The organism is Clostridium carnis (assembly GCF_054657435.1).
Window position 1 is genome coordinate 735338 of record NZ_BAAHYS010000001.1, and the last position, 19247, is coordinate 754584.

A 19247-nucleotide genomic window follows, 5' to 3' on the forward strand; every position below is an offset into this window, starting at 1 on the left:
TAAAGCTATATCTCACTATTAATAAAACTTTTTATTCTATTTATCCCAAACAACTCTATTCACATAATCAGTATAAGATAATATTATTCTAAGTACTTTATCTGATACATTAGGCATACTATAATCTGCTACTCTTCTTAAAGTATCTATATCTTGACTTTCAAGTACTTCTAACCCCTGTAATATTCTCTCTTTTTCAAGTCCAACCATCATAACAGAAGCTTCTTCCATTGCTTCAGGTCTTTCATGAGCTTGTCTTATATTAAGTGCTCTAAATCCTAAAATTGATGATTCTTCACTTATAGTTCCACTATCACTTAGTGTTGCCTTTGCTTTTGTTTGAAGCTTTACATAATCATTGAATCCAAGTGGCTTCATAAGTGATATTAAAGAATTAAATTTAATTCCCATTGAATCTATCATTTTTCTAGTTCTAGGATGTGTACTTACTATTACAGGCATATTATATTTCTCTGCTACTGCATTTAAGCTGTCAACTAAATTTAAGAAGTTTACTTCTGAACTTATATTTTCTTCTCTATGAGCTGATACTACAAAATATTGTCCTTCTTTTAAATTTAATCTTTCTAATACATCTGATTTTTCTATATCTTCTTTTCTTGAACTAATAACTTCAAACATAGGGCTTCCTGTTTTTATTACTCTATCTGCTGGCAATCCTTCTCTAAGTAAATATTCTCTTGCTATATCACTATAAGTTAAATTTATATCTGATGTATGGTCTACAATTTTCCTATTAGTTTCCTCTGGTACTCTTTGGTCAAAACATCTATTTCCTGCTTCCATATGGAATATAGGAATGTGTCTTCTTTTAGCTGCTATTGCAGTAAGACAACTATTGGTATCCCCAAGTACTAGGAATGCATCTGGTTTTACTTCTTCCATTATTGGATCTATTTTAACAAGTATATTTCCTATAGTTTCTACTGCTGTTCCAGTAGCTGCATTAAGAAAATAATCTGGTTTTCTTAATTTAAAATCATTAAAAAATACTTCATTTAATTCATAGTCATAATTTTGACCAGTGTGAACTAATATATGTTCAATAGCTTTTGATTGTTCTAATTTATTTATAACGGCAGCTAATCTAATTATTTCTGGTCTTGTACCAACTACTGTCATTACTTTTAACTTCTTCATTTTATACCTCCAAGAAATAAGTATCTGGTTTTTCTGGATTAAATATTTCATTTACCCACATAACAGTTACCATATCTGTTTCTCCAGTATTTATAATGTTATGAGTATATCCAACTGGAATATCCACGACTTCAAGCTTCTCTCCACTTACTTTATACTCAATTATTTCTTCACTATCAATTCTTCTAAATTGAATAACACCTTGACCACTTACTACTAAGAATTTTTCATTTTTAGTGTGATGCCAATGATTTCCTTTTGTTATTCCTGGTTTAGATATATTTATAGAAACTTGTCCTCTATCTGAACTCTTTAAAAATTCCGTAAAAGAACCTCTATTATCTATATTCATTTTCAAAGGATAACTAAACTTGTCAACTGGAATGTAGCTTAAATAAGTACTATATAAATTTTTAGTAAAATCATCTTCTAAGTTAGGTACCATTAGAGTCTTTCTACTTTCTTTAAAATCATATATTTTCCTTGCAAGTTCTCCTAATGTAACTTTAAAACTTACTGATATTTTATAATAATATTGCTTTAATATATCTTCTTTATTTTCTTCTAAATAATCTTCCATAGTTGAAATAAACTTTTTAACAACATCATCAATATAAACTAATTCTAGTTCTTTATTTTCATCATTTATAGTTATTTCAATATCATTAGCTATATTATTACAAAATGTTGCTACTACTGAGTTATAATTAGGTCTACACCATTTCCCAAAAACATTAGGTAATCTGAATATATATACTGGAGCTAAATTCTTCTTACTATATTCAATAATACTTTCCTCTGCTTGCTTTTTACTTATCCCATATGCATTATCTAATTCTGCTTGTATAGATGATGTAATTAATATTGGTATATTTTTATTAAAGCTTTCTAATTTACTAATTATTTTTTGTGTTAATCCAACATTACCAACTGTAAATTCTTCATCATTTTTAGGTCTGTTTATTCCTGCTAAATGAAATATGAAATCTACTTCTTTTAAATAAGTTTCTAATGTTTTATCATTATCTTCTGTATCAAAAGTTTTAACTTCAATATCATTATTCAATTTTAATGTAGATACTAAATTTTTACCTATAAAACCTTTTGCTCCCGTAACCAATACCTTTTTCATTTTAAGACCTCTTTTTTCCTAAATATTTTTAGTTGATGCAACTTCATCTATTGCATCTCTTATAATTTCAAAACTTTTTAGTTCCTTTTGAATATATGGTAATTTTAAAAGCATCTCCTTAATTTCTTCTACAGAAACTCTCTTAGTATTATCTGAATTATATTCTAATTGATCTTTTAATTCTTCATTACCTTCTGTAAAATATTTAGCATAATTTAAATCTCTATTGTCTGCTGGTATTCTAAAATAGTCTCCTTCATCTGAAGATTTCACATACTCTTCTCTTGTCAATAAGGTTTCATAAGTTTTTTCTCCATGCCTTGTTCCTATGATTTTAAAATCACAGCTTGAGTTAAATAATTCTTTTAAAGCTACAGCTAATTCCTTAACTGTAGATGCCGGAGCCTTTTGAACAAATATATCTCCTTGATTTCCATTTTCAAAAGCATATAAAACTAAATCCACTGCTTCCTCTAAAGACATTAAATATCTTGTCATATTAGGATCAGTTAAAGTTAAGTCTTTTCCTTCTCTCATTTGATCAATAAATAAAGGAATTACCGAACCACGTGATGCCATAACATTACCATATCTTGTTCCACAAATAATTGTTTTATCAGCCGAAACTGTTCTAGACTTTGCTACAAAAACTTTTTCCATCATAGCTTTTGATATACCCATAGCATTTATAGGATATGCCGCCTTATCTGTTGAAAGACAGATTACCTTCTTTACTCCATATTCTATAGCTGCTGTAAGTACATTATCCGTTCCAATTATATTAGTCTTTACAGCCTCTATAGGGAAAAATTCGCAAGATGGAACTTGTTTTAATGCCGCTGCATGAAATATGTAATCTACACCATGCATAGCATTTTTTACTGAAGCTAAATCTCTTACATCACCTATGTAAAATTTTATCTTATCGTTTTTATATATTTTTCTCATGTCATCTTGCTTTTTTTCATCACGAGAGAATATACGAATTTCACCTATATCTGTATTTAAAAATCTTTTAAGTACCGCATTACCAAATGAACCTGTTCCACCTGTTATAAGTAATGTTTTTTCTTTAAACATATCTTTTCCCTCCACTATTAAAATCTATTTAAAATATCCATCAATTTCATCTAACAATCTTTCTTTATTAAAATTATTATCACAATATTTTTTTGAATTAATCCCCATTTGTTTTAGTTGATTCTCTTGCTTATTTACTAATTCATTAATAATCTCTGAAAGTTTTTCTGCATCTCCAGCACTAGAACAAATTCCACAATTAGCTTCCTTTATTATTCTAGCTGTTTCTCCATTAGCTGAAGCAATAATCGGTATACCGCAAGCCATATATGATTGAAGTTTTGCAGGAATCGTCATTTCAAACAATGAATTATCTGCCAAGCTTAAAAAAGCTGCATCATTAGATGCAATAAATTCTGGAATACGTATAGCTGGCTGTTTTGGAATAAAATTAAATATATCTGATACATTATTTAAGTTTACCATTTTAACCAAATTATCCTTATATCTTCCATCACCAACAATATTAAATTGAATCTTTTTCTTTAATTTTTTCTTCTTCAGTAACACTGCAACTTCAGGTAATATATCTAACCCTTGAGCACTTCCAATATTACCAGCAAAAATTATATTAAAAGCGTTATTATTGGGAATCTCTTTAATATTTCTTTTCTCTAATGGAAAATAAAAATCTTCAGCATATTGTGGCCAATATTTAATTTTCTCTTTTAATACACCACGTTTTTCAATTGAATCTACAAAACTTATAGATGTTGTGAAGATATTTGTACATCTAGCATAAATATAATCTACCATTTTACCAATTAATCCAATAATGTATTTATTAGTTATACCTGTTATTATTTCAACATTTTCTGGCCAAAGATCTTGTACATAGAGATAACATGGGATTTCTCTTTTTTTCGAATACCAAATTCCTGGTAAAGCCTGTGTCATTGGTGATACTTCAAATATAAACACATAGTCAGCTTTTATTCTAGTAAACACCTTCCAAAAGAATCCAGATACAACAAATGATAAATAATTTAATGCAAGCATTATCGCATTCTTCCCTCTTGGTATTAATGGGATTCTAATAATCTCAACACTGTTATATGTTTCTTTTCTCTTTTTAAAAAGTCCATAGCCTGGATAATATTTACCTTGAGGATAGTTTGGAATACCTGTAATAACTGTTACTTTATATCCTCTTTTTACCCATTCAGTACAAATATCATTTATTCTAAATTGCTCTGGATAGAAATATTGTGCTATAACTAAAATATGCTTTTTCAAATCTTTGCACCTCTTTCATTATCACCTACATTAATTTCCACCTCAGTTGCTCTAATCGATTCTCTTAAATCTCTAATTATATAATTCTCTTTATATTCACTCATATTTTTTTCATAAACTAAATTTCCAAAGGCTTTGTTAATAATTCCAATAAAATTTCCTATTAACTTTAATAGGGGGTTAAATACTTTTGTAAGAATAATCTTCTTTCCATGAGCCTCTGACACAAGTTTAACTAACTCACTTGTTCCAACATATTCATCATTTTGAGGGTAAAATACTCCACTTTCTTCATTAACGATCATAAGTCTAATAAACTCACAAAGATTATCTATATGAAGCATACTTCTTTCATTTTTAATATTAGGAAATATCGGTAACTTCTTTGCCATTTTAACAAGTTTTGGATAATTACCTTTAGATCCCTTTCCAAATATCATAGGTGGTCTTATAACTACTACATTAAATTTATCATCCTGTAATGGAAGTATCCCTTCTTCAGCTTGTAGCTTACTTCTACCATAAAAGTTACTTGGCTTAGGTACTGTATTTTTATCAATAACTCTTTTGTGACTTATATGACTACTATCACCATAAACAATAATACTACTCATAAAAACAAATTGCTTAACGCCTTCATTTTTTGCTTTTTTAGCAACTTCTATAGTAAGACCTCTATTAACTTTATAATATAACTCTTCCATTTTAGGATCTGTAGAAACATGAGCTATTCCTGCTACATGAAATACAACATCAAATTTCGAAAAATCTTTATTACTCCAAGTTCCATCTATCATGTCAACTGTTTCAACCTCATAGGAGTCTGGCCATTGCTTTACCCACTTTTCAAAGCTTGTACCAATATAACTATTTGCTCCAGTAATAAGTATTTTCTTCATTCTCTAACCACCTTCTTTCATTTCATATAGTTAATTTAACTTACTAAATGCTTAGTTCATCTTTTCTTTGACTTGCTTCTATTTGTATCTTTTGTCCTTCAACTATACCTTCCGCTCTAAGAACTTTAAAAACTGTCATAAAAGCTATTTTTATATCTAATTTAAAAGATTTATTTTCTAAATAATATTTATCTAATTCTGTTTTTTGGAAATCATCGTTATGGTCTCTGCCATTTATTTGTGCCCATCCTGTTATTCCTGGAAGTAATTTATGTACACCTGCTTCTGTTCTAATGTCTTTTAAATGATATTGATTATATAAAGCTGGTCTGGGTCCGACAAATCTCATATCACCTTTGATTATATTTATTAGCTGTGGAATTTCATCTAAGCTTGTTTTCCTTAATATTTTTCCAACAGTAGTTAAGTAACTTTGTGAATTTCCTAGCTTATCTGTTGCTACATTTGGAGTTCCAATCTTCATTGTTCTAAATTTATAAAGTTTAAATAACTTATTATTTCTTCCTATTCTCATTTGAGTAAAAAATACCGGCCCTTTTGAATTTAATTTTATTAGTATTGCTACTACTAAGAATATTGGTAATAGTATTATTAGTAATATAAAACTAACTAAAACATCAAGAATTCTACTCATAAGTTTTTATTCCCCCTTCAAAATTTTCTTAAAAACACTTCCTTCTTCTAAAAAACATTTTTCTTTCACTATGCTTCCTGATTTAACACAAGCTGCTGCCCCTACCGTTGATAATTCTCCTACTTTCACCATACTTCTAATAACAGCACCTGATGAAATATGAACACCATCTGATATTTTACAGTCGTGATCTATGGTTGAATTAATGTTTATAATGCAACCTTTTCCTATAGTTACATTTACATTTACTACAGCATTAGCTAAAATAATTGAACCTAAATCTATATTGCTATATTTGCTTACTGATGCTTTTGAGTGAATAATCTTTGGAACCTTAAATCCTGCTTTTATAAGTTTATCTATAAGTTCTAATCTTTTTTTATTGTTTCCAATAGCAACAAATGCATATTTATAATTATCTAAAAATTTGTCGTAATCATTAAGTTTTCCAATAATATCGAAATTTAAAACTCTTTTTACATCTTCTCTATCATCAAGAAATGATATTTTATTATATTTCATTTCAAGTTCAGCAGCTTCAGCTACAACTTTCCCATGGCCTCCAGCACCTAATATTAATAAATTCTCCATAAAAACATCACACTCTTTCTACCATAAGCCCTATACTTTTTTATCCATCTACTGCAACTTCATCTAATTGCTTTCTAACATAAGTTGGAACTATTTCTTCAACTTTTAAAATTAGCTTTTGAATATTATTTTCTTCAATAATATTATGTAAATCTTTCATTGAATTTTTTAATTCATTTATATCGCTAAAGATTGGCTTACCAATAAATATTTTTTCATGTTTTGTATTTGTTAAGCCTTCTTCACTCATTAAAAGTTCTTCATATAGTTTTTCTCCTGGTCTAAGTCCTGTTACTTTAATTTTTATATCTTCTTTTGGTTCAAATCCTGAGAGTGTTATTAAATCACATGCTAAGTCATATATTTTAACTGGCTTACCCATATCTAAAACAAATATTTCTCCACCTTTTGCAAAGGCACCAGCTTGAAGTACTAGTTGCGTAGCTTCTGGTATTGTCATAAAGAATCTAGTTATATTTTTATCTGTTACTGTAACTGGTCCTCCATGTGCTATTTGTTTTTTAAATAGTGGTATAACTGAACCATTACTTCCTAAAACATTTCCGAATCTTACTGCTACAAATTGTGTGGAGCTTATTTTATCCATAGATTGGACTATCATTTCACAGATTCTTTTTGTAGCTCCCATAATATTTGTTGGGTTTACAGCTTTATCTGTGGATATTAGTACAAATCTTTTTGCTTTAAATTTATTTGCACATTCTGCTACATTAAAGGTTCCAAATACATTGTTTTTAATGGCTTCAATTGGACTATCTTCCATAAGTGGAACATGTTTATGTGCTGCTGCATGGAAGATTACTTCTGGATTGTATTCTTCAAATATATGCTCTAATCTTTTTTTATCTCTTACTGATCCAATTAACACTTTTAAGTTTAGCTTTGGATATTTATATCTAAGTTCATTTTGTATGTCATAAGCATTATTTTCGTAAATATCAAAGATAATAAGGCTTTTAGGATTAAATCTAGCAACTTGTCTGCATAATTCTGACCCTATTGAGCCTCCCCCTCCAGTTATCAAAATACACTGTCCATCTATATATTCTGATATTCCTTTCATATCTAGTTCTATAGGCTTTCTTCCAAGTAAATCTTCAATATCAACATCTCTAATTTGATTTAAAGCTACTTTTCCATCAATAACTTCATAAAGGTTTGGAACTATTTGAACTTTGCACCCTGTTTCTTTACATATATTTAAAATTTCTTTTTTATCATTTTCATCAATAGCTGCAATTGTTATTATTATATTTTCTATGTTCTTTTCTTTAGCTATTTTAGGAATATCTTTTCTTGTTCCTAGTACTTTTACTCCTAATATACTTTTGCCTACTTTATTTTTATCATCATCAACTAAAGCTATTGGAGAATATTTGCATTGTTTGCTGTTTTTCATTTCTCTTATAACTAAGGTTGCGGCCTCTCCAGCACCAATTATCATAGCTCTTTTTAATTGATTTTTACTGGCATTGTAATCTAGTATATTGGTAAATCTATTGTAGATTCTAAAGGATATTCTAAATCCAAATATGAAAAGTATGCTAAAAGCACAGGAAATTATGCTTACTCCATAAGCAAAACCATAAGACATAATACTAGTTGCTGCTATTGTTAATAAATTTGCAGTTAAACAAGCACCTATAGCTAACATAAATTCGTCTATGCTGGCATAACTCCAAATACTCTCATATAGCTTAAATATATAAAAGCAAACTATATATATAATTGTTACTATTATTGCTATTTCTTTATAATTTGATGATAATTCCCTAAAGGTACTATAGTTATATCTAAAATACATAGCCAATATATATGATAAATTTATAAGCACTGCATCTATTAATATTAATATTGACTTTTTATATCTACCTAAATCTTTAATATTTCTCCCTCCTCTTTATTACAATATTTTTTAATATTACTTTAATTATCTCTTGCTAAATATTGATAAAAACCCCTTTTTTTCTTTAATTAATTCTCCACTAAAATTAATTTCTTCATTATTTAAAAGTTTTTCTCCAGATTTTTTTAGTTCTCTTGCATATTTTCTATCTATCTTTTTTATGACTTCTAGACCATTAATCATATTAGGTATTCTTTTTTCATCTCTATGAGCATCAGAGCCTATAAAGTTATATATTTTGTTCTTTATAAATATTTCTGCTACTTTTTTAACTTCTGATCCAAAATCTCCAGTTATACTCCCTGTATTAAGTTGAAATAAGAAACCTTCTTTTATAAATTGGTTTATCAATGTTGGTTTATCTTTAAATATATGGTATCTTTCTGGATGTGCAATTACTGGAACTATTCCCTTAAGCTTTAATTCATAAAGGTTTTCTACAACATCTGAAATAGAAAAGTTTTTCATATTAAATTCTATAAGCATATATCTTGAATTGTTTATTGTTCCTATATATCCATTTTCATAATTTTCTAATATATTACTTGTATAATAAACCTCTTGTCCTTGATATATTTCTATATCTAAATTATTTTTCTTTGCTATACCTTTAAGTTCCTCTATCCTTTTTTTAACTTCATTATAAGGAACCTCATAATGACCTTGTATATAATGTGGAGTGGAAACTATTTTTTTAGTTCCACTTTCCACAGCTATTTTTAACATATTAAGAGTCATTTCTTTTGATTTTGAACCATCATCTATATCCCATATTAAGTGTGAATGTATATCTACCATAACTTTACCTACTATTCTCCGTAATAGTAATAATATTTATTTCTACTGTTATCTACACCATTTAAAACTGTTCCAATTATATTAGCATTAACTTTTCTAAGTAATCCAATTGCATTTTGAATAGAATCTTTTTTAGTACTTTCCGCTTTAACTACTAATATAGTTCCATCTGCCTTTATTGAAAGTATTTGAGAATCTGTAACGGCTTGTACAGGTGGAGCATCTAATATAATGTAATCAAATTCTTCCTTTAATGTTTCTAAAAGTTTAGTCATAGCTTTAGAACCAAGCATTTCTGATGGATTTGGTGGTATTTTCCCTGATGTTAATACAAACATATTTTGATTATATCTATGAACTGCTGTTGTTATTTTTTCTTTTCCTATTAACACATCTGATAAACCACTTGTATTAGAAATTTTAAACTTCTTATGTATTGATGGCTTTCTTAAATCACAATCTATTAAAATAACTCTTTTTTCACCTTGAGCAAAGCTAAGTGCAAGATTTCCTGCTGTTGTTGACTTACCTTCTCCTGGTTCTGAGCTTGTTACTACTATTGTTTTATATTCCTCATCAAAGGAGGAATATTGCAAATTAGTTCTTAGTGTTCTATAACTTTCTGATGCAATTGCTTTTGGCTCTTTTTCTACTATAAACATTTTTCTACCCCTTATTCTTCATCTATAGTTGGAATTACTCCAATTACAGGTATATCTAATTCTCTTTCTAATTGTTCCTTTGTTTTAAAGGTGTTATCTAAGAATTCTAATAAGAAAACCAATGCTATACCTATGATTAATCCTAATAAAAGTGCTATTGCAATGTTCATTTTTTTATTAGGACTAACTGGCCTTTCTGGTAAAGTTACATCTTCTATAATCTTTATATTTCCATTAGGAACTAATTCCATTGATATATTAATAAATTCATCTGTAATAGCCTTAATTAAGTCTGCTGCTTCTTTAGGATCTTTACTTTTAAACTTTATTTGTAATATTTGTGTATCTGCTACATGTACCACTGTTAAATTAGAAAGTACTTCTTCTGGTTTTAAATCAACCTTAGCTTTCTTTGTAGCATTTGAAATTAAGTCCCTTGTCTTTATAGCCTCTGAATATGTCTTCATAAGCTTTTGATACATTAATACATCACTTTGATTATAACTTTGATTTTCTCCTTCTTCTTTACCTATAAAAACCTTTGTACTTGCTTCATATTGTGGTTTAATCATGAAAAAGCTCAATGTTGCTGAAACTAATGTAGCTAATAATGTTACTATTACAATAAATCTCCACCTTTTCTTAAGAACTTCTAAAATTTCATCAATACGTATAACTTGTTCTTCCAAAATATATTTCCTCCCAATTTTATAATTTTCTTAACAATTAATATTCTTCTGTAAATTTCTTTTATAAATTTTGTTAATTTATATTATATTAATTAAATTTTCGTTATATTTTTGTAAAACTAAATTTAATTTCTACATAATAATGCAGTATATATTATAATTTTGTATATTTCATTAATTTTTTATTAACTTCTACTTATTATGTTTATCATATTTTTACATTTTTATCAAGGTTTTTTGACAATCCAATAATTTCATTTGAATGAAATTAATTACTAAAAAAATACTTTATTTTATAAATTAATAAAATATATATATTTTTTTTATTAATTAGGTTATTTTTCTATTATTTATAGTATTAATTTCAGTGTAAATTTTTTATATTTATTTTTATTAATTTCTCTTATATTGGAGTATTTACTTTATGAAATGCTAATTATAAAGGAGGAAATTTATATGAATAACTTACATGAAGTACTTACTTTAGCTAAAGCTGGGAATTCTACTGCAAAAGAAGAACTAATAAATTTATATTATCCACTAATATTAAAGGAAGCTAAAAAGATTTATTTAAGAGAGAGAACCTTTGATGATTTAATTCAAATAGGAATTACAAATTTGTTAATGGCAATAAATAAATTTGATATGAATAAAGGAATATCTGCTTTTTCATCTTATGTACAGTGGACTATGATAAATAACTTTAGATATCTTTGTAGAGGAGAAATAAGATACAATTCTGAATGTAGTCTTAATGCGCCTAGCCCAACTGGAGAAGATTTGGGACATAGTATTTTAGATAATGTAGATGTAGAAAATTCTGTTCTTCAAGATATGTTAATTGAAAGACTAAATGTTGCTCTTAAAACTCTTTCTGTTGAAGAGCAGGAAATTATAACTTATTTATATTATTCAAACACTAAAACTAATCTTTCTAAATATTGTAGGGATACTGGGAAGGACTATTATACTTGCTGCAATATTAAAAAGTCAGCTTTAAGAAAATTAAAGATATCCTTACTATAAAATAAAAAAGCTGTGTCATAATAAAATTAAAATACAATATTTTAGTTTTAAGTTTATTTTAAAACTCTATATTGCATTTATATCTTTTATGACACAGCTTAATTTTTCTTATAAAAATTTCTTATGTATTTTATATCATAATTTTTAAATATTTCTATAAAAAATAAAAATGATGTTGCTACATATATAATGTAACAACACCATAAAAATTATACCTCTTACCAAATCAAATATTTGGAGCTTTTTATATGAAACTCCTCTTCACATAATTTTAGGAAACTCCTTCTCACATCCGTTCCAATGAGTAAATTCCACTTGCAAAATCTTAGATTTTGAGTGTCATTTAAGTTCAGCTAACCAAATCAAAGATTTGGAGCTTTTTATATGAAACTCCTCTTCACATTCGTTCAGATGAGTAAGTTCAGCTAACCAAATCAAAGATTTGGAGCTTCACTTACATTGTGACTTTTGTTGCTTCTCTTGTGACTACTTGGGCTTCTACTTTTTCTTTAAGATCTCCTGCTTCTGTTTTTATTAACTTATTTGTTATAATGTTATCCATTAAAGAAGATATATCACTGTCTTGTACATCCTCTTTAACATGTTTAACTGATAAGTTAAGCTTTTTTCCGCTTTCGTCTTTGAAAGACATTACAACTGTTCTTTCTAACATATGGTCCCCTCCCTTTTATATTTTATTTTCTTCTTAAATTCTAGCTTTTATTTATCTAGTTATTAAGAAAGTTTGTTGCTTTTTGATAGTTCCAACGGTATGGTCTAAAAGTGCGCCTATTCCATCTGATAATCCGATTAAATTATCATCTGTAGCATCAGCTGAGATATTTTTAAAGTTTTGTGTTTTAAAAATATCTTTACCTTCATCGTTTACTCCTACCTTGTACTTAATTGACATTACATTACCTGTTAATACTGAACTTGCTGCCATGTTCATCACCTCCTACATTTATTAAATATGCAGTTGTGATTATTTTTGAAAAAGTTTTTTAAAATTCCATTAGATAAAATAGCTTTTCTATTATTTTTTTATGGAGATTTATTACTTTATAATATGGCATTTCTAAGCTTCTTGAATACTCTGCTATTGTTATGTTATCTATATATATTTTATTTAATAGAGCTATTTCTTTATTATCTAGAACCTTAAGAGCCTTTGATAATTTCTCTCTATTTATATTGTTTACTACCTCATCTTCTATTGCTATTTTATGGACTGCTTCTTCTTTAATTCCTTCTTCATTATCTTCTTTAATTAATTTATATCTTTTTGTAGCTTTTTTAACTTCAGTAGCTAATGTATTTTTTACAATTTTAGCTATATATGCAGGAAAATATTTTAGTTTTTCATTATCTATTGATTCTATCCCTTTAAGTATTGCAAGCTTTGCAATTTGCCTTATATCTTCTTGATCATAATCAAATATATAGTAACTTTCCCCAACACTTATTATTAAAGGATTAAATATTTCTAATAATGTCTCCTTTGCATCTACGTTTCCTTCCTTTGCCTTTTTTATTATCTCTATCATTCCCATCTCCCCCTAAACGTTATTAATAATATACTTTATTTATATCCTATCTAGTCTTCTAATTTATATCTTTTTATAGACAACTTTTGCTGCTATATAAATACTTTTTACTTTATTTAGGCTTTAAAACATAGCCTCTTTCTCTTTTAACAAAAGTTGTATTCTTATTATAGTTTCATTATATACAAACATACGTTCTTATTCAACATTTTATTTTCTTCATTTTTAGACAATTAACTCCAACCTAATAGCTGCCATTCTAGCTTTTCATAATCATAATTACGAGGTTTAAAGTTATTAAAGCCTTTTAATTCTATATCTTCTTCCACATATCTATAAAAGTTATCCCCAAATAATGTTGATGGTCTTAAATATTTATGAAATTCTGTGTTGTTCCATTGGAAAGTTTTATTTTCTATTACTCTAAATAAATCTTCTTTTGTAAAACCTTTATTTAAAAGTTCCATAATTAAAGAAATTGCTTTTTTATCATCTTTTTTATAATTTTTATTTGCTTCTTTATTTAAATATTCTATAACTTTTTCTGATATATATATTATTTCTTTATTAGTGTAATTTTTTATAGAATTATTTTTATTAGTATTATCTTTTGTTTGGGTTTCTTTTCCTAACCCTTCACTTTTATATTCCGCACTCTCATCGTTTTTTACACCGTACCCCCTATTAAAATTAGTACCTTCTGATGTTTCACTTTCTATATACTCTGCTGGTATTCTTTCAGAACCTCTAATGTTCTGTTTATAGTTTGATGTTACATTATTGAAACTTCTGATGTCCTGAATATTATTATATGATGTTATATTTTTAGAACTTCTCATATTCTCATTTTTACTATTTGATGTTACATTTTTAGAACTTCTGATGTTTTCATTTTCACTATTTAATGTTATGTTTCTAAGATTACTTCTACTTTGGTTTTTACTAAAGGATATTATCTTTTTAGAATTTCTTTTACTTTTTACTTCTTTACCTTTGTTTAATAGATTTTTAAATTTTTCTCCTAGAGCATAAAAAGAAAAAGTTCCACCAACCTTCTTTGTATAATGCTTTAAAACCCCTTTGTTAACCATTTTCTTTAATCTTCTATATACACCATCTTTTTTGAGTCCAAGTATAGGTAAGTTTTCTATTAAGCTTGAATAATCTATCCAATAAAATATATCTTCCTTTACTTTTTCTGTTATCATTGATCCACTATCTATAAAGTCTACAAGATATCTAAGTATTAAAACATCACTTGTATCCATGTCCATTTTTATTAACTCTTCTTGATTAAATCCTAATATATTAAATTTCATATTAACACTCCCCCTGCATAAAATCCTCTTCGTAAGGTAAATACACAGAATATAGAAATTTTAATAAAAATTTTTTATATTTTTTATTTAAAAATAATTTTAATGTTTTTTTGAGGTATAATAGTTCATAGAAAGCGAGGTATTGTTTTATGGAAAAGATAAAATTAATATGTATTGATATGGATGGAACCTTACTTAATTCTAAGCATGAGGTTAGTGAAGAAAATAAAAATGCTTTAAAACAAGCTAAAGCTAAGGGAATAAATGTAGCTATAACAACTGGGAGACTTTTTGCTTCTGCTAGATATTATTCTAACTTAATTGGAATAGATGCTCCTGTTATTGCTTCTAATGGAGCTTATATTAAAAATAAATATAATGATATTGCTATTTTAGAAAATACTATTTCAACAGATGTATTAATTAAAATATATGAAATAGTTAAAAAATATAATTTATTTATTAACTTTAATACTTGGGATACTGTTTTAAGGGAAACTGATCTTCCATCTACTCATGCCTATGTTAAGATGAATGAAATGTTAGTTCCAAATGAAAGAGTTAAGTTTGTAATTAATGAAGATTTAACTGAAAGCATTAAAAAGCTTGATGGCAAGATAATAAAAGGTATAGTTATAGAAGATTTTGATAAAGAAAAGCTTCTTGCCTGTAAAGAAGAGTTAAAGGAAACCTTTGGTGAAAAGCTTCATGTAGTTAGTTCTGGAACTAATAACTTTGAAATAATGAATGGAAATTCTTCTAAAGGAAGTGCTGTTGCCTACTTAGCTGACACCCTTGGAATTGACGCATCTAATGTTATGTGTATTGGTGACTCTGAAAATGATATATCAATGATACAATATGCAGGTGTTGGAGTTGCTATGGGTAATGCCCTTGATATAGTTAAAGAAGTAGCTAACGATATCACTTCAACTAATGAAGAAAGTGGAGTTGCAAAAGCAATTTTAAAATATATATAACTCCTTTTTTAATTAAGTAATATACTTTCTATTAAGTTAAATAAAAAAATTAAGGCTATCTTACAAGAAAATTTAGGTACAATAGAGGCTGTAAAAAACTTTGTGTATCTGAAATTTCTTCTTAGAAATAATTAAAGAAATTTTGATTTATATTGTGTCTTCAAGTCATTGTATATATTCACCAATTAAGGTGAATAATATAGGTAGATAGAAGATTTCTTTTAAAAGAACTTTGACATTTGGAAACCTTTGTTGAAGTTTTTTTTATGCTCCTTTTGAAAAAGTATCGGAGAATATTATTTTTAATTCATTGATAACTAAATCCCAGTTTGCATAACTTCTAGTCCATTTAGCATGAACTCTTTCAGTAGCTAAATATAACATTTTTAATAGGCTTTCATCAGTAGGAAATATTAGTTTAGTCTTGGTAACTTTTCTAAATTGGCTATTTAAACTTTCGATAACGTTAGTTGTATAAATTATTTTTCTTATATATGGTGAAAATTCGAAGAACGTACTCAAGTTATCCCAATTGTCTTCCCAACTTTTTATTGCATTAGTATATTTGTTAACCCATTTTTCTTTTACATCTATAAGATTTTCCATAGCTTCGCTTTCGGTTACAGCTGTATAAATAGTTTTTAAATCAGCAACAAAAGCTTTTTTATCTTTATAAGGTACATACTTCATACTTGATCTTATTTGATGTATTATGCATCTTTGAATTTTAGCAAATGGGAAAGTAGCTCCGATAGCTTCTTTGAAGCCATTTAACCCATCTACACAGAATATTAAAACATCTTGAACTCCTCTATTCTTAAGGTCATTAAGTACTGAAAGCCAAAATTTACTACTTTCATTAACGCCTATCCATATTCCTAAAACTTCTTTATTTCCGTCTAAATCAACGCCTATAACTACATATGCACCTTTAACAACCACGCGTTTATCATCTCTAACCTTATAATTAATAGCATCCATAAAAATAAATGAATAAGTCTTTTCTAATGGTCTATTCTGCCATTCAGACACTAATGGTAAAATTCTATTAGTTATATTAGATACTGTTTCAGCACTTATTTCAACATCATATAGTTCCTTTATTTGCTCTGATATGTCTCTAGTAGTCATTCCTTTAGAATAAAGGGATAATATCTTATCTTCTATGCCATTAACGTTTCTTTGATGCTTTGGTACTATTTGTGGTTCAAATTCGCCGTTGCGGTCGCGAGGTATGTTTAATGCTATTTCTCCTAGTTCTGTCTTAATTGTTTTCTTGGAGTATCCGTTTCTACTATTCACTTTTTCACTTACTTCATGCTTTCCGTACCCAAGAGTTTCATCTAACTCAGCTTCTAAAGCTTCTTGTAATACATCCTTAAATAATTCTTTTAATGAAGATAGAACCTCGTTAGGATTAGTGAAATTTTGTTCATTAATATAAGCTCTTAATAATTCTTTTGATAAATCTGACATAATAAAAGACTCCTTCCTGTTAATTAATTATTATCTTAATTATCGCCAAGAAGAAGTCTCCCTTATTCAGTTTACACAAAATTATTTACATGCTCAAATTTAGGTACAATATTTTATAGTGTTAAGTTTATTTAAACACTATATCGTATCTATATCTTTTTGATTCGATAGCCTTATTTTAATTAAATTCTATAATTTACTTTTATTTTTATCTTTATAGTATCTTGCTATACGTAGTATATAATACCCACCCATTATAACTCCATATAGGTTGCATAATTATTAAACTTCCAGCTAGGCAATATAGCATACCATAACATAAGTACTTTATTGGTTTCCTACTTCAATTTAATTATTTTGACTTCTCGTAGTCTGATAAGAATTTCTCTATTCCTATATCTGTTAGTGGATGTTTAAGCATTTGAATTATTACGTTATATGGAATTGTTGCAATATGTGATCCTGCCATTGCACATTCTAATACATGAATTGGATTTCTTACGCTTGCTGAAATTATTTCTGTTTCTATATTGTGTATTTCAAATATTGCTGATATTTCTTCTATAATATTTATTCCTTTGTTTCCTATATCGTCTAATCTTCCTAAGAATGGGCTAACATAACTTGCTCCAGCTCTTGCTGCAAGTAATGCTTGTAATGGTGAAAATATAAGTGTTACATTTGTTTTTATTTTTTCTTTACTTAGTATATTTACAGCTTTTAATCCTTCTTCACACATAGGTATTTTTACTACTATATTTTTATGAAGTTTTGCTATTTCTCTTGCTTCTAGTACCATATCTTCATGATTTAATGAAATAACCTCTCCACTTATAGGTCCATCAACTATACTACAAATTTCTTCTATTACTTCTTTTAAGTCTCTTCCTTCTTTAGCTATTAGTGATGGGTTTGTAGTAACCCCTGCTAATATTCCAAGTTCACTTGCTTTTCTTATTTCTTCTACATTAGCTGTATCTATAAAAATTTTCATTTAAAATCCTCCCTAAATATTTATTATTTTATTGTAAAACTAATAATCTAGCTTACTTTAAGTTATCTAGATATTGCTTTTATTTAAAATTATATTAATATTACTTTATATATATCTTGTAATACTCCACATAAAAAACTAATATTACTTTTTAAAGAATAGTTTTTACTCTAAATACTATTTCTTTAGCTGTTAATTTGTATTTTTCCATTAATTCATCTGGAGTTCCTGACTCTCCAAAAACATCATTTATCCCAACCTTTTCAACTTTAGTTGGAGCATATTTACAAACTACTGAAGCTACCTTTTCTCCAAGTCCTCCAATAATTGAATGTTCTTCTGCTGTAACTATTCCTTTAGTTTCTTTAGCTGCCTTTATAATAATTTCTTCATCTATTGGCTTTATTGTAGCCATATTTATTACTCTTGCATTAATTCCTTCTTCCTTAAGGATTCTTGATGCTTCTACAGCTTTTGATACCATCATTCCCGTTGCAATAATTGTTATATCATTTCCTTCTACAAGAGTGGAACCTTTACCAATTTCAAACTTATAATTTTCATCATATAAATCTTCCGTTGCACATCTACCAAATCTTAAATAAACTGGTCCATCTATTTTTGAGGCTGCCTCTACAGCTGCCATAGCTTCCTTATCATCAGCTGGAACTATTACTGTCATGTTTGGAAGTGCTGTCATTAAAGCAATATCTTCTATTGATTGATGTGAGCCTCCGTCTTCTCCTACTGTTATACCTGCATGTGTTGCTGCTATTTTTACATTTAGTTTCGGATAACAAATTGAATTTCTTATTATTTCAAAAGCCCTTCCTGTTGCAAATACAGCAAAAGTGCTTGCAAATGGAATTTTACCTACATTAGATAACCCTGCTGCTACTCCCATTAAGTTTTGTTCTGCTATTCCTACATTAAAAAACCTTTCTGGAAATTCGCTTAAAAATACATTTGTCTTAGTTGATTTTGAAAGGTCTGCATCTAAAACTACTATATCTTTATTTTCTCTCCCTAGTTTAGCTAATGCTATTCCATAGGATTCTCTAGTTGCTTTTCCCAT

The 19247-nt window shown here is 27.6% G+C and carries 20 protein-coding genes; 2 read left to right on the plus strand and 18 right to left on the minus strand.

What is annotated here, in order from left to right; genetic code table 11:
- Positions 1-36 precede the first annotated feature (36 nt).
- From wecB to ACYQ1T_RS03585, 11 genes are all read right to left on the minus strand, one after another.
- Positions 37-1161 (minus strand): non-hydrolyzing UDP-N-acetylglucosamine 2-epimerase, encoded by a 1125-nt coding sequence (wecB, locus tag ACYQ1T_RS03535; RefSeq protein ID WP_459831850.1) that lies wholly within the window; start codon positions 1159-1161, stop codon positions 37-39.
- Between the two features lies 1 nt (position 1162).
- On the minus strand, positions 1163-2293 hold the full coding sequence (locus tag ACYQ1T_RS03540) for a polysaccharide biosynthesis C-terminal domain-containing protein (protein WP_459831852.1): 1131 nt from the start codon (positions 2291-2293) through the stop codon (positions 1163-1165).
- Between the two features lie 18 nt (positions 2294-2311).
- Positions 2312-3373, minus strand: coding sequence for a polysaccharide biosynthesis protein (locus tag ACYQ1T_RS03545; protein ID WP_459831855.1), 1062 nt, complete (start codon positions 3371-3373; stop codon positions 2312-2314).
- 24 nt (positions 3374-3397) lie between these two features.
- Complete coding sequence (locus ACYQ1T_RS03550; RefSeq protein ID WP_459831858.1) at positions 3398-4609, minus strand: glycosyltransferase family 4 protein; 1212 nt, start codon at positions 4607-4609, stop codon at positions 3398-3400.
- Positions 4606-5508: an NAD-dependent epimerase/dehydratase family protein gene (locus ACYQ1T_RS03555; RefSeq protein ID WP_459831860.1), complete on the minus strand. Its 903-nt coding sequence runs from the start codon at positions 5506-5508 to the stop codon at positions 4606-4608. The genes ACYQ1T_RS03550 and ACYQ1T_RS03555 overlap by 4 nt, the downstream gene beginning before the upstream one ends.
- 43 nt (positions 5509-5551) lie before the next feature.
- On the minus strand, positions 5552-6163 hold the full coding sequence (locus ACYQ1T_RS03560) for a sugar transferase (protein ID WP_459831862.1): 612 nt from the start codon (positions 6161-6163) through the stop codon (positions 5552-5554).
- 6 nt (positions 6164-6169) lie between these two features.
- Positions 6170-6754, minus strand: coding sequence for a NeuD/PglB/VioB family sugar acetyltransferase (locus ACYQ1T_RS03565; protein WP_459831865.1), 585 nt, complete (start codon positions 6752-6754; stop codon positions 6170-6172).
- Between the two features lie 40 nt (positions 6755-6794).
- On the minus strand, positions 6795-8579 hold the full coding sequence (locus tag ACYQ1T_RS03570; protein WP_459831868.1) for a polysaccharide biosynthesis protein: 1785 nt from the start codon (positions 8577-8579) through the stop codon (positions 6795-6797).
- A gap of 126 nt (positions 8580-8705) precedes the next feature.
- Complete coding sequence (locus tag ACYQ1T_RS03575) at positions 8706-9479, minus strand: tyrosine-protein phosphatase (protein WP_459831871.1); 774 nt, start codon at positions 9477-9479, stop codon at positions 8706-8708.
- Between the two features lie 11 nt (positions 9480-9490).
- Positions 9491-10141: a CpsD/CapB family tyrosine-protein kinase gene (locus ACYQ1T_RS03580; protein WP_459831874.1), complete on the minus strand. Its 651-nt coding sequence runs from the start codon at positions 10139-10141 to the stop codon at positions 9491-9493.
- 11 nt (positions 10142-10152) lie between these two features.
- Positions 10153-10830, minus strand: a complete 678-nt coding sequence (locus ACYQ1T_RS03585; protein ID WP_459831876.1) for a YveK family protein — start codon at positions 10828-10830, stop codon at positions 10153-10155.
- A 456-nt stretch (positions 10831-11286) separates the two neighbouring features.
- Between ACYQ1T_RS03585 and ACYQ1T_RS03590 the strand changes: the two genes are divergently transcribed.
- Positions 11287-11856 (plus strand): sigma-70 family RNA polymerase sigma factor, encoded by a 570-nt coding sequence (locus ACYQ1T_RS03590; protein ID WP_459831879.1) that lies wholly within the window; start codon positions 11287-11289, stop codon positions 11854-11856.
- A 454-nt stretch (positions 11857-12310) separates the two neighbouring features.
- On the opposite strand, the gene ACYQ1T_RS03595 is transcribed toward ACYQ1T_RS03590, so the two are convergent.
- The 4 genes from ACYQ1T_RS03595 to ACYQ1T_RS03610 form a co-directional block, all read right to left on the minus strand.
- Positions 12311-12529: a DUF2922 domain-containing protein gene (locus tag ACYQ1T_RS03595; RefSeq protein ID WP_459831881.1), complete on the minus strand. Its 219-nt coding sequence runs from the start codon at positions 12527-12529 to the stop codon at positions 12311-12313.
- 51 nt (positions 12530-12580) lie between these two features.
- Positions 12581-12802, minus strand: coding sequence for a DUF1659 domain-containing protein (locus tag ACYQ1T_RS03600; protein WP_459831884.1), 222 nt, complete (start codon positions 12800-12802; stop codon positions 12581-12583).
- Between the two features lie 58 nt (positions 12803-12860).
- Positions 12861-13403: a sigma-70 family RNA polymerase sigma factor gene (locus ACYQ1T_RS03605; RefSeq protein WP_459831886.1), complete on the minus strand. Its 543-nt coding sequence runs from the start codon at positions 13401-13403 to the stop codon at positions 12861-12863.
- A gap of 233 nt (positions 13404-13636) precedes the next feature.
- Positions 13637-14722, minus strand: a complete 1086-nt coding sequence (locus ACYQ1T_RS03610; RefSeq protein WP_459831889.1) for a conserved phage C-terminal domain-containing protein — start codon at positions 14720-14722, stop codon at positions 13637-13639.
- Positions 14723-14871: 149 nt separating this feature from the next.
- Between ACYQ1T_RS03610 and ACYQ1T_RS03615 the strand changes: the two genes are divergently transcribed.
- A complete protein-coding gene (locus ACYQ1T_RS03615; protein ID WP_459831892.1) occupies positions 14872-15702 on the plus strand; it encodes a Cof-type HAD-IIB family hydrolase in 831 nt (276 codons plus the stop codon).
- A 264-nt stretch (positions 15703-15966) separates the two neighbouring features.
- Here ACYQ1T_RS03615 and ACYQ1T_RS03620 read toward each other — a convergent pair whose 3' ends face one another.
- The 3 genes from ACYQ1T_RS03620 to ACYQ1T_RS03630 form a co-directional block, all read right to left on the minus strand.
- A complete protein-coding gene (locus tag ACYQ1T_RS03620; RefSeq protein ID WP_459831895.1) occupies positions 15967-17178 on the minus strand; it encodes an IS256 family transposase in 1212 nt (403 codons plus the stop codon).
- Positions 17179-17530: 352 nt separating this feature from the next.
- Positions 17531-18172, minus strand: coding sequence for a fructose-6-phosphate aldolase (gene fsa / locus ACYQ1T_RS03625; protein ID WP_459831898.1), 642 nt, complete (start codon positions 18170-18172; stop codon positions 17531-17533).
- Positions 18173-18323: 151 nt separating this feature from the next.
- On the minus strand, positions 18324-19247 hold the full coding sequence (locus ACYQ1T_RS03630) for a transketolase family protein (RefSeq protein ID WP_459831900.1): 924 nt from the start codon (positions 19245-19247) through the stop codon (positions 18324-18326).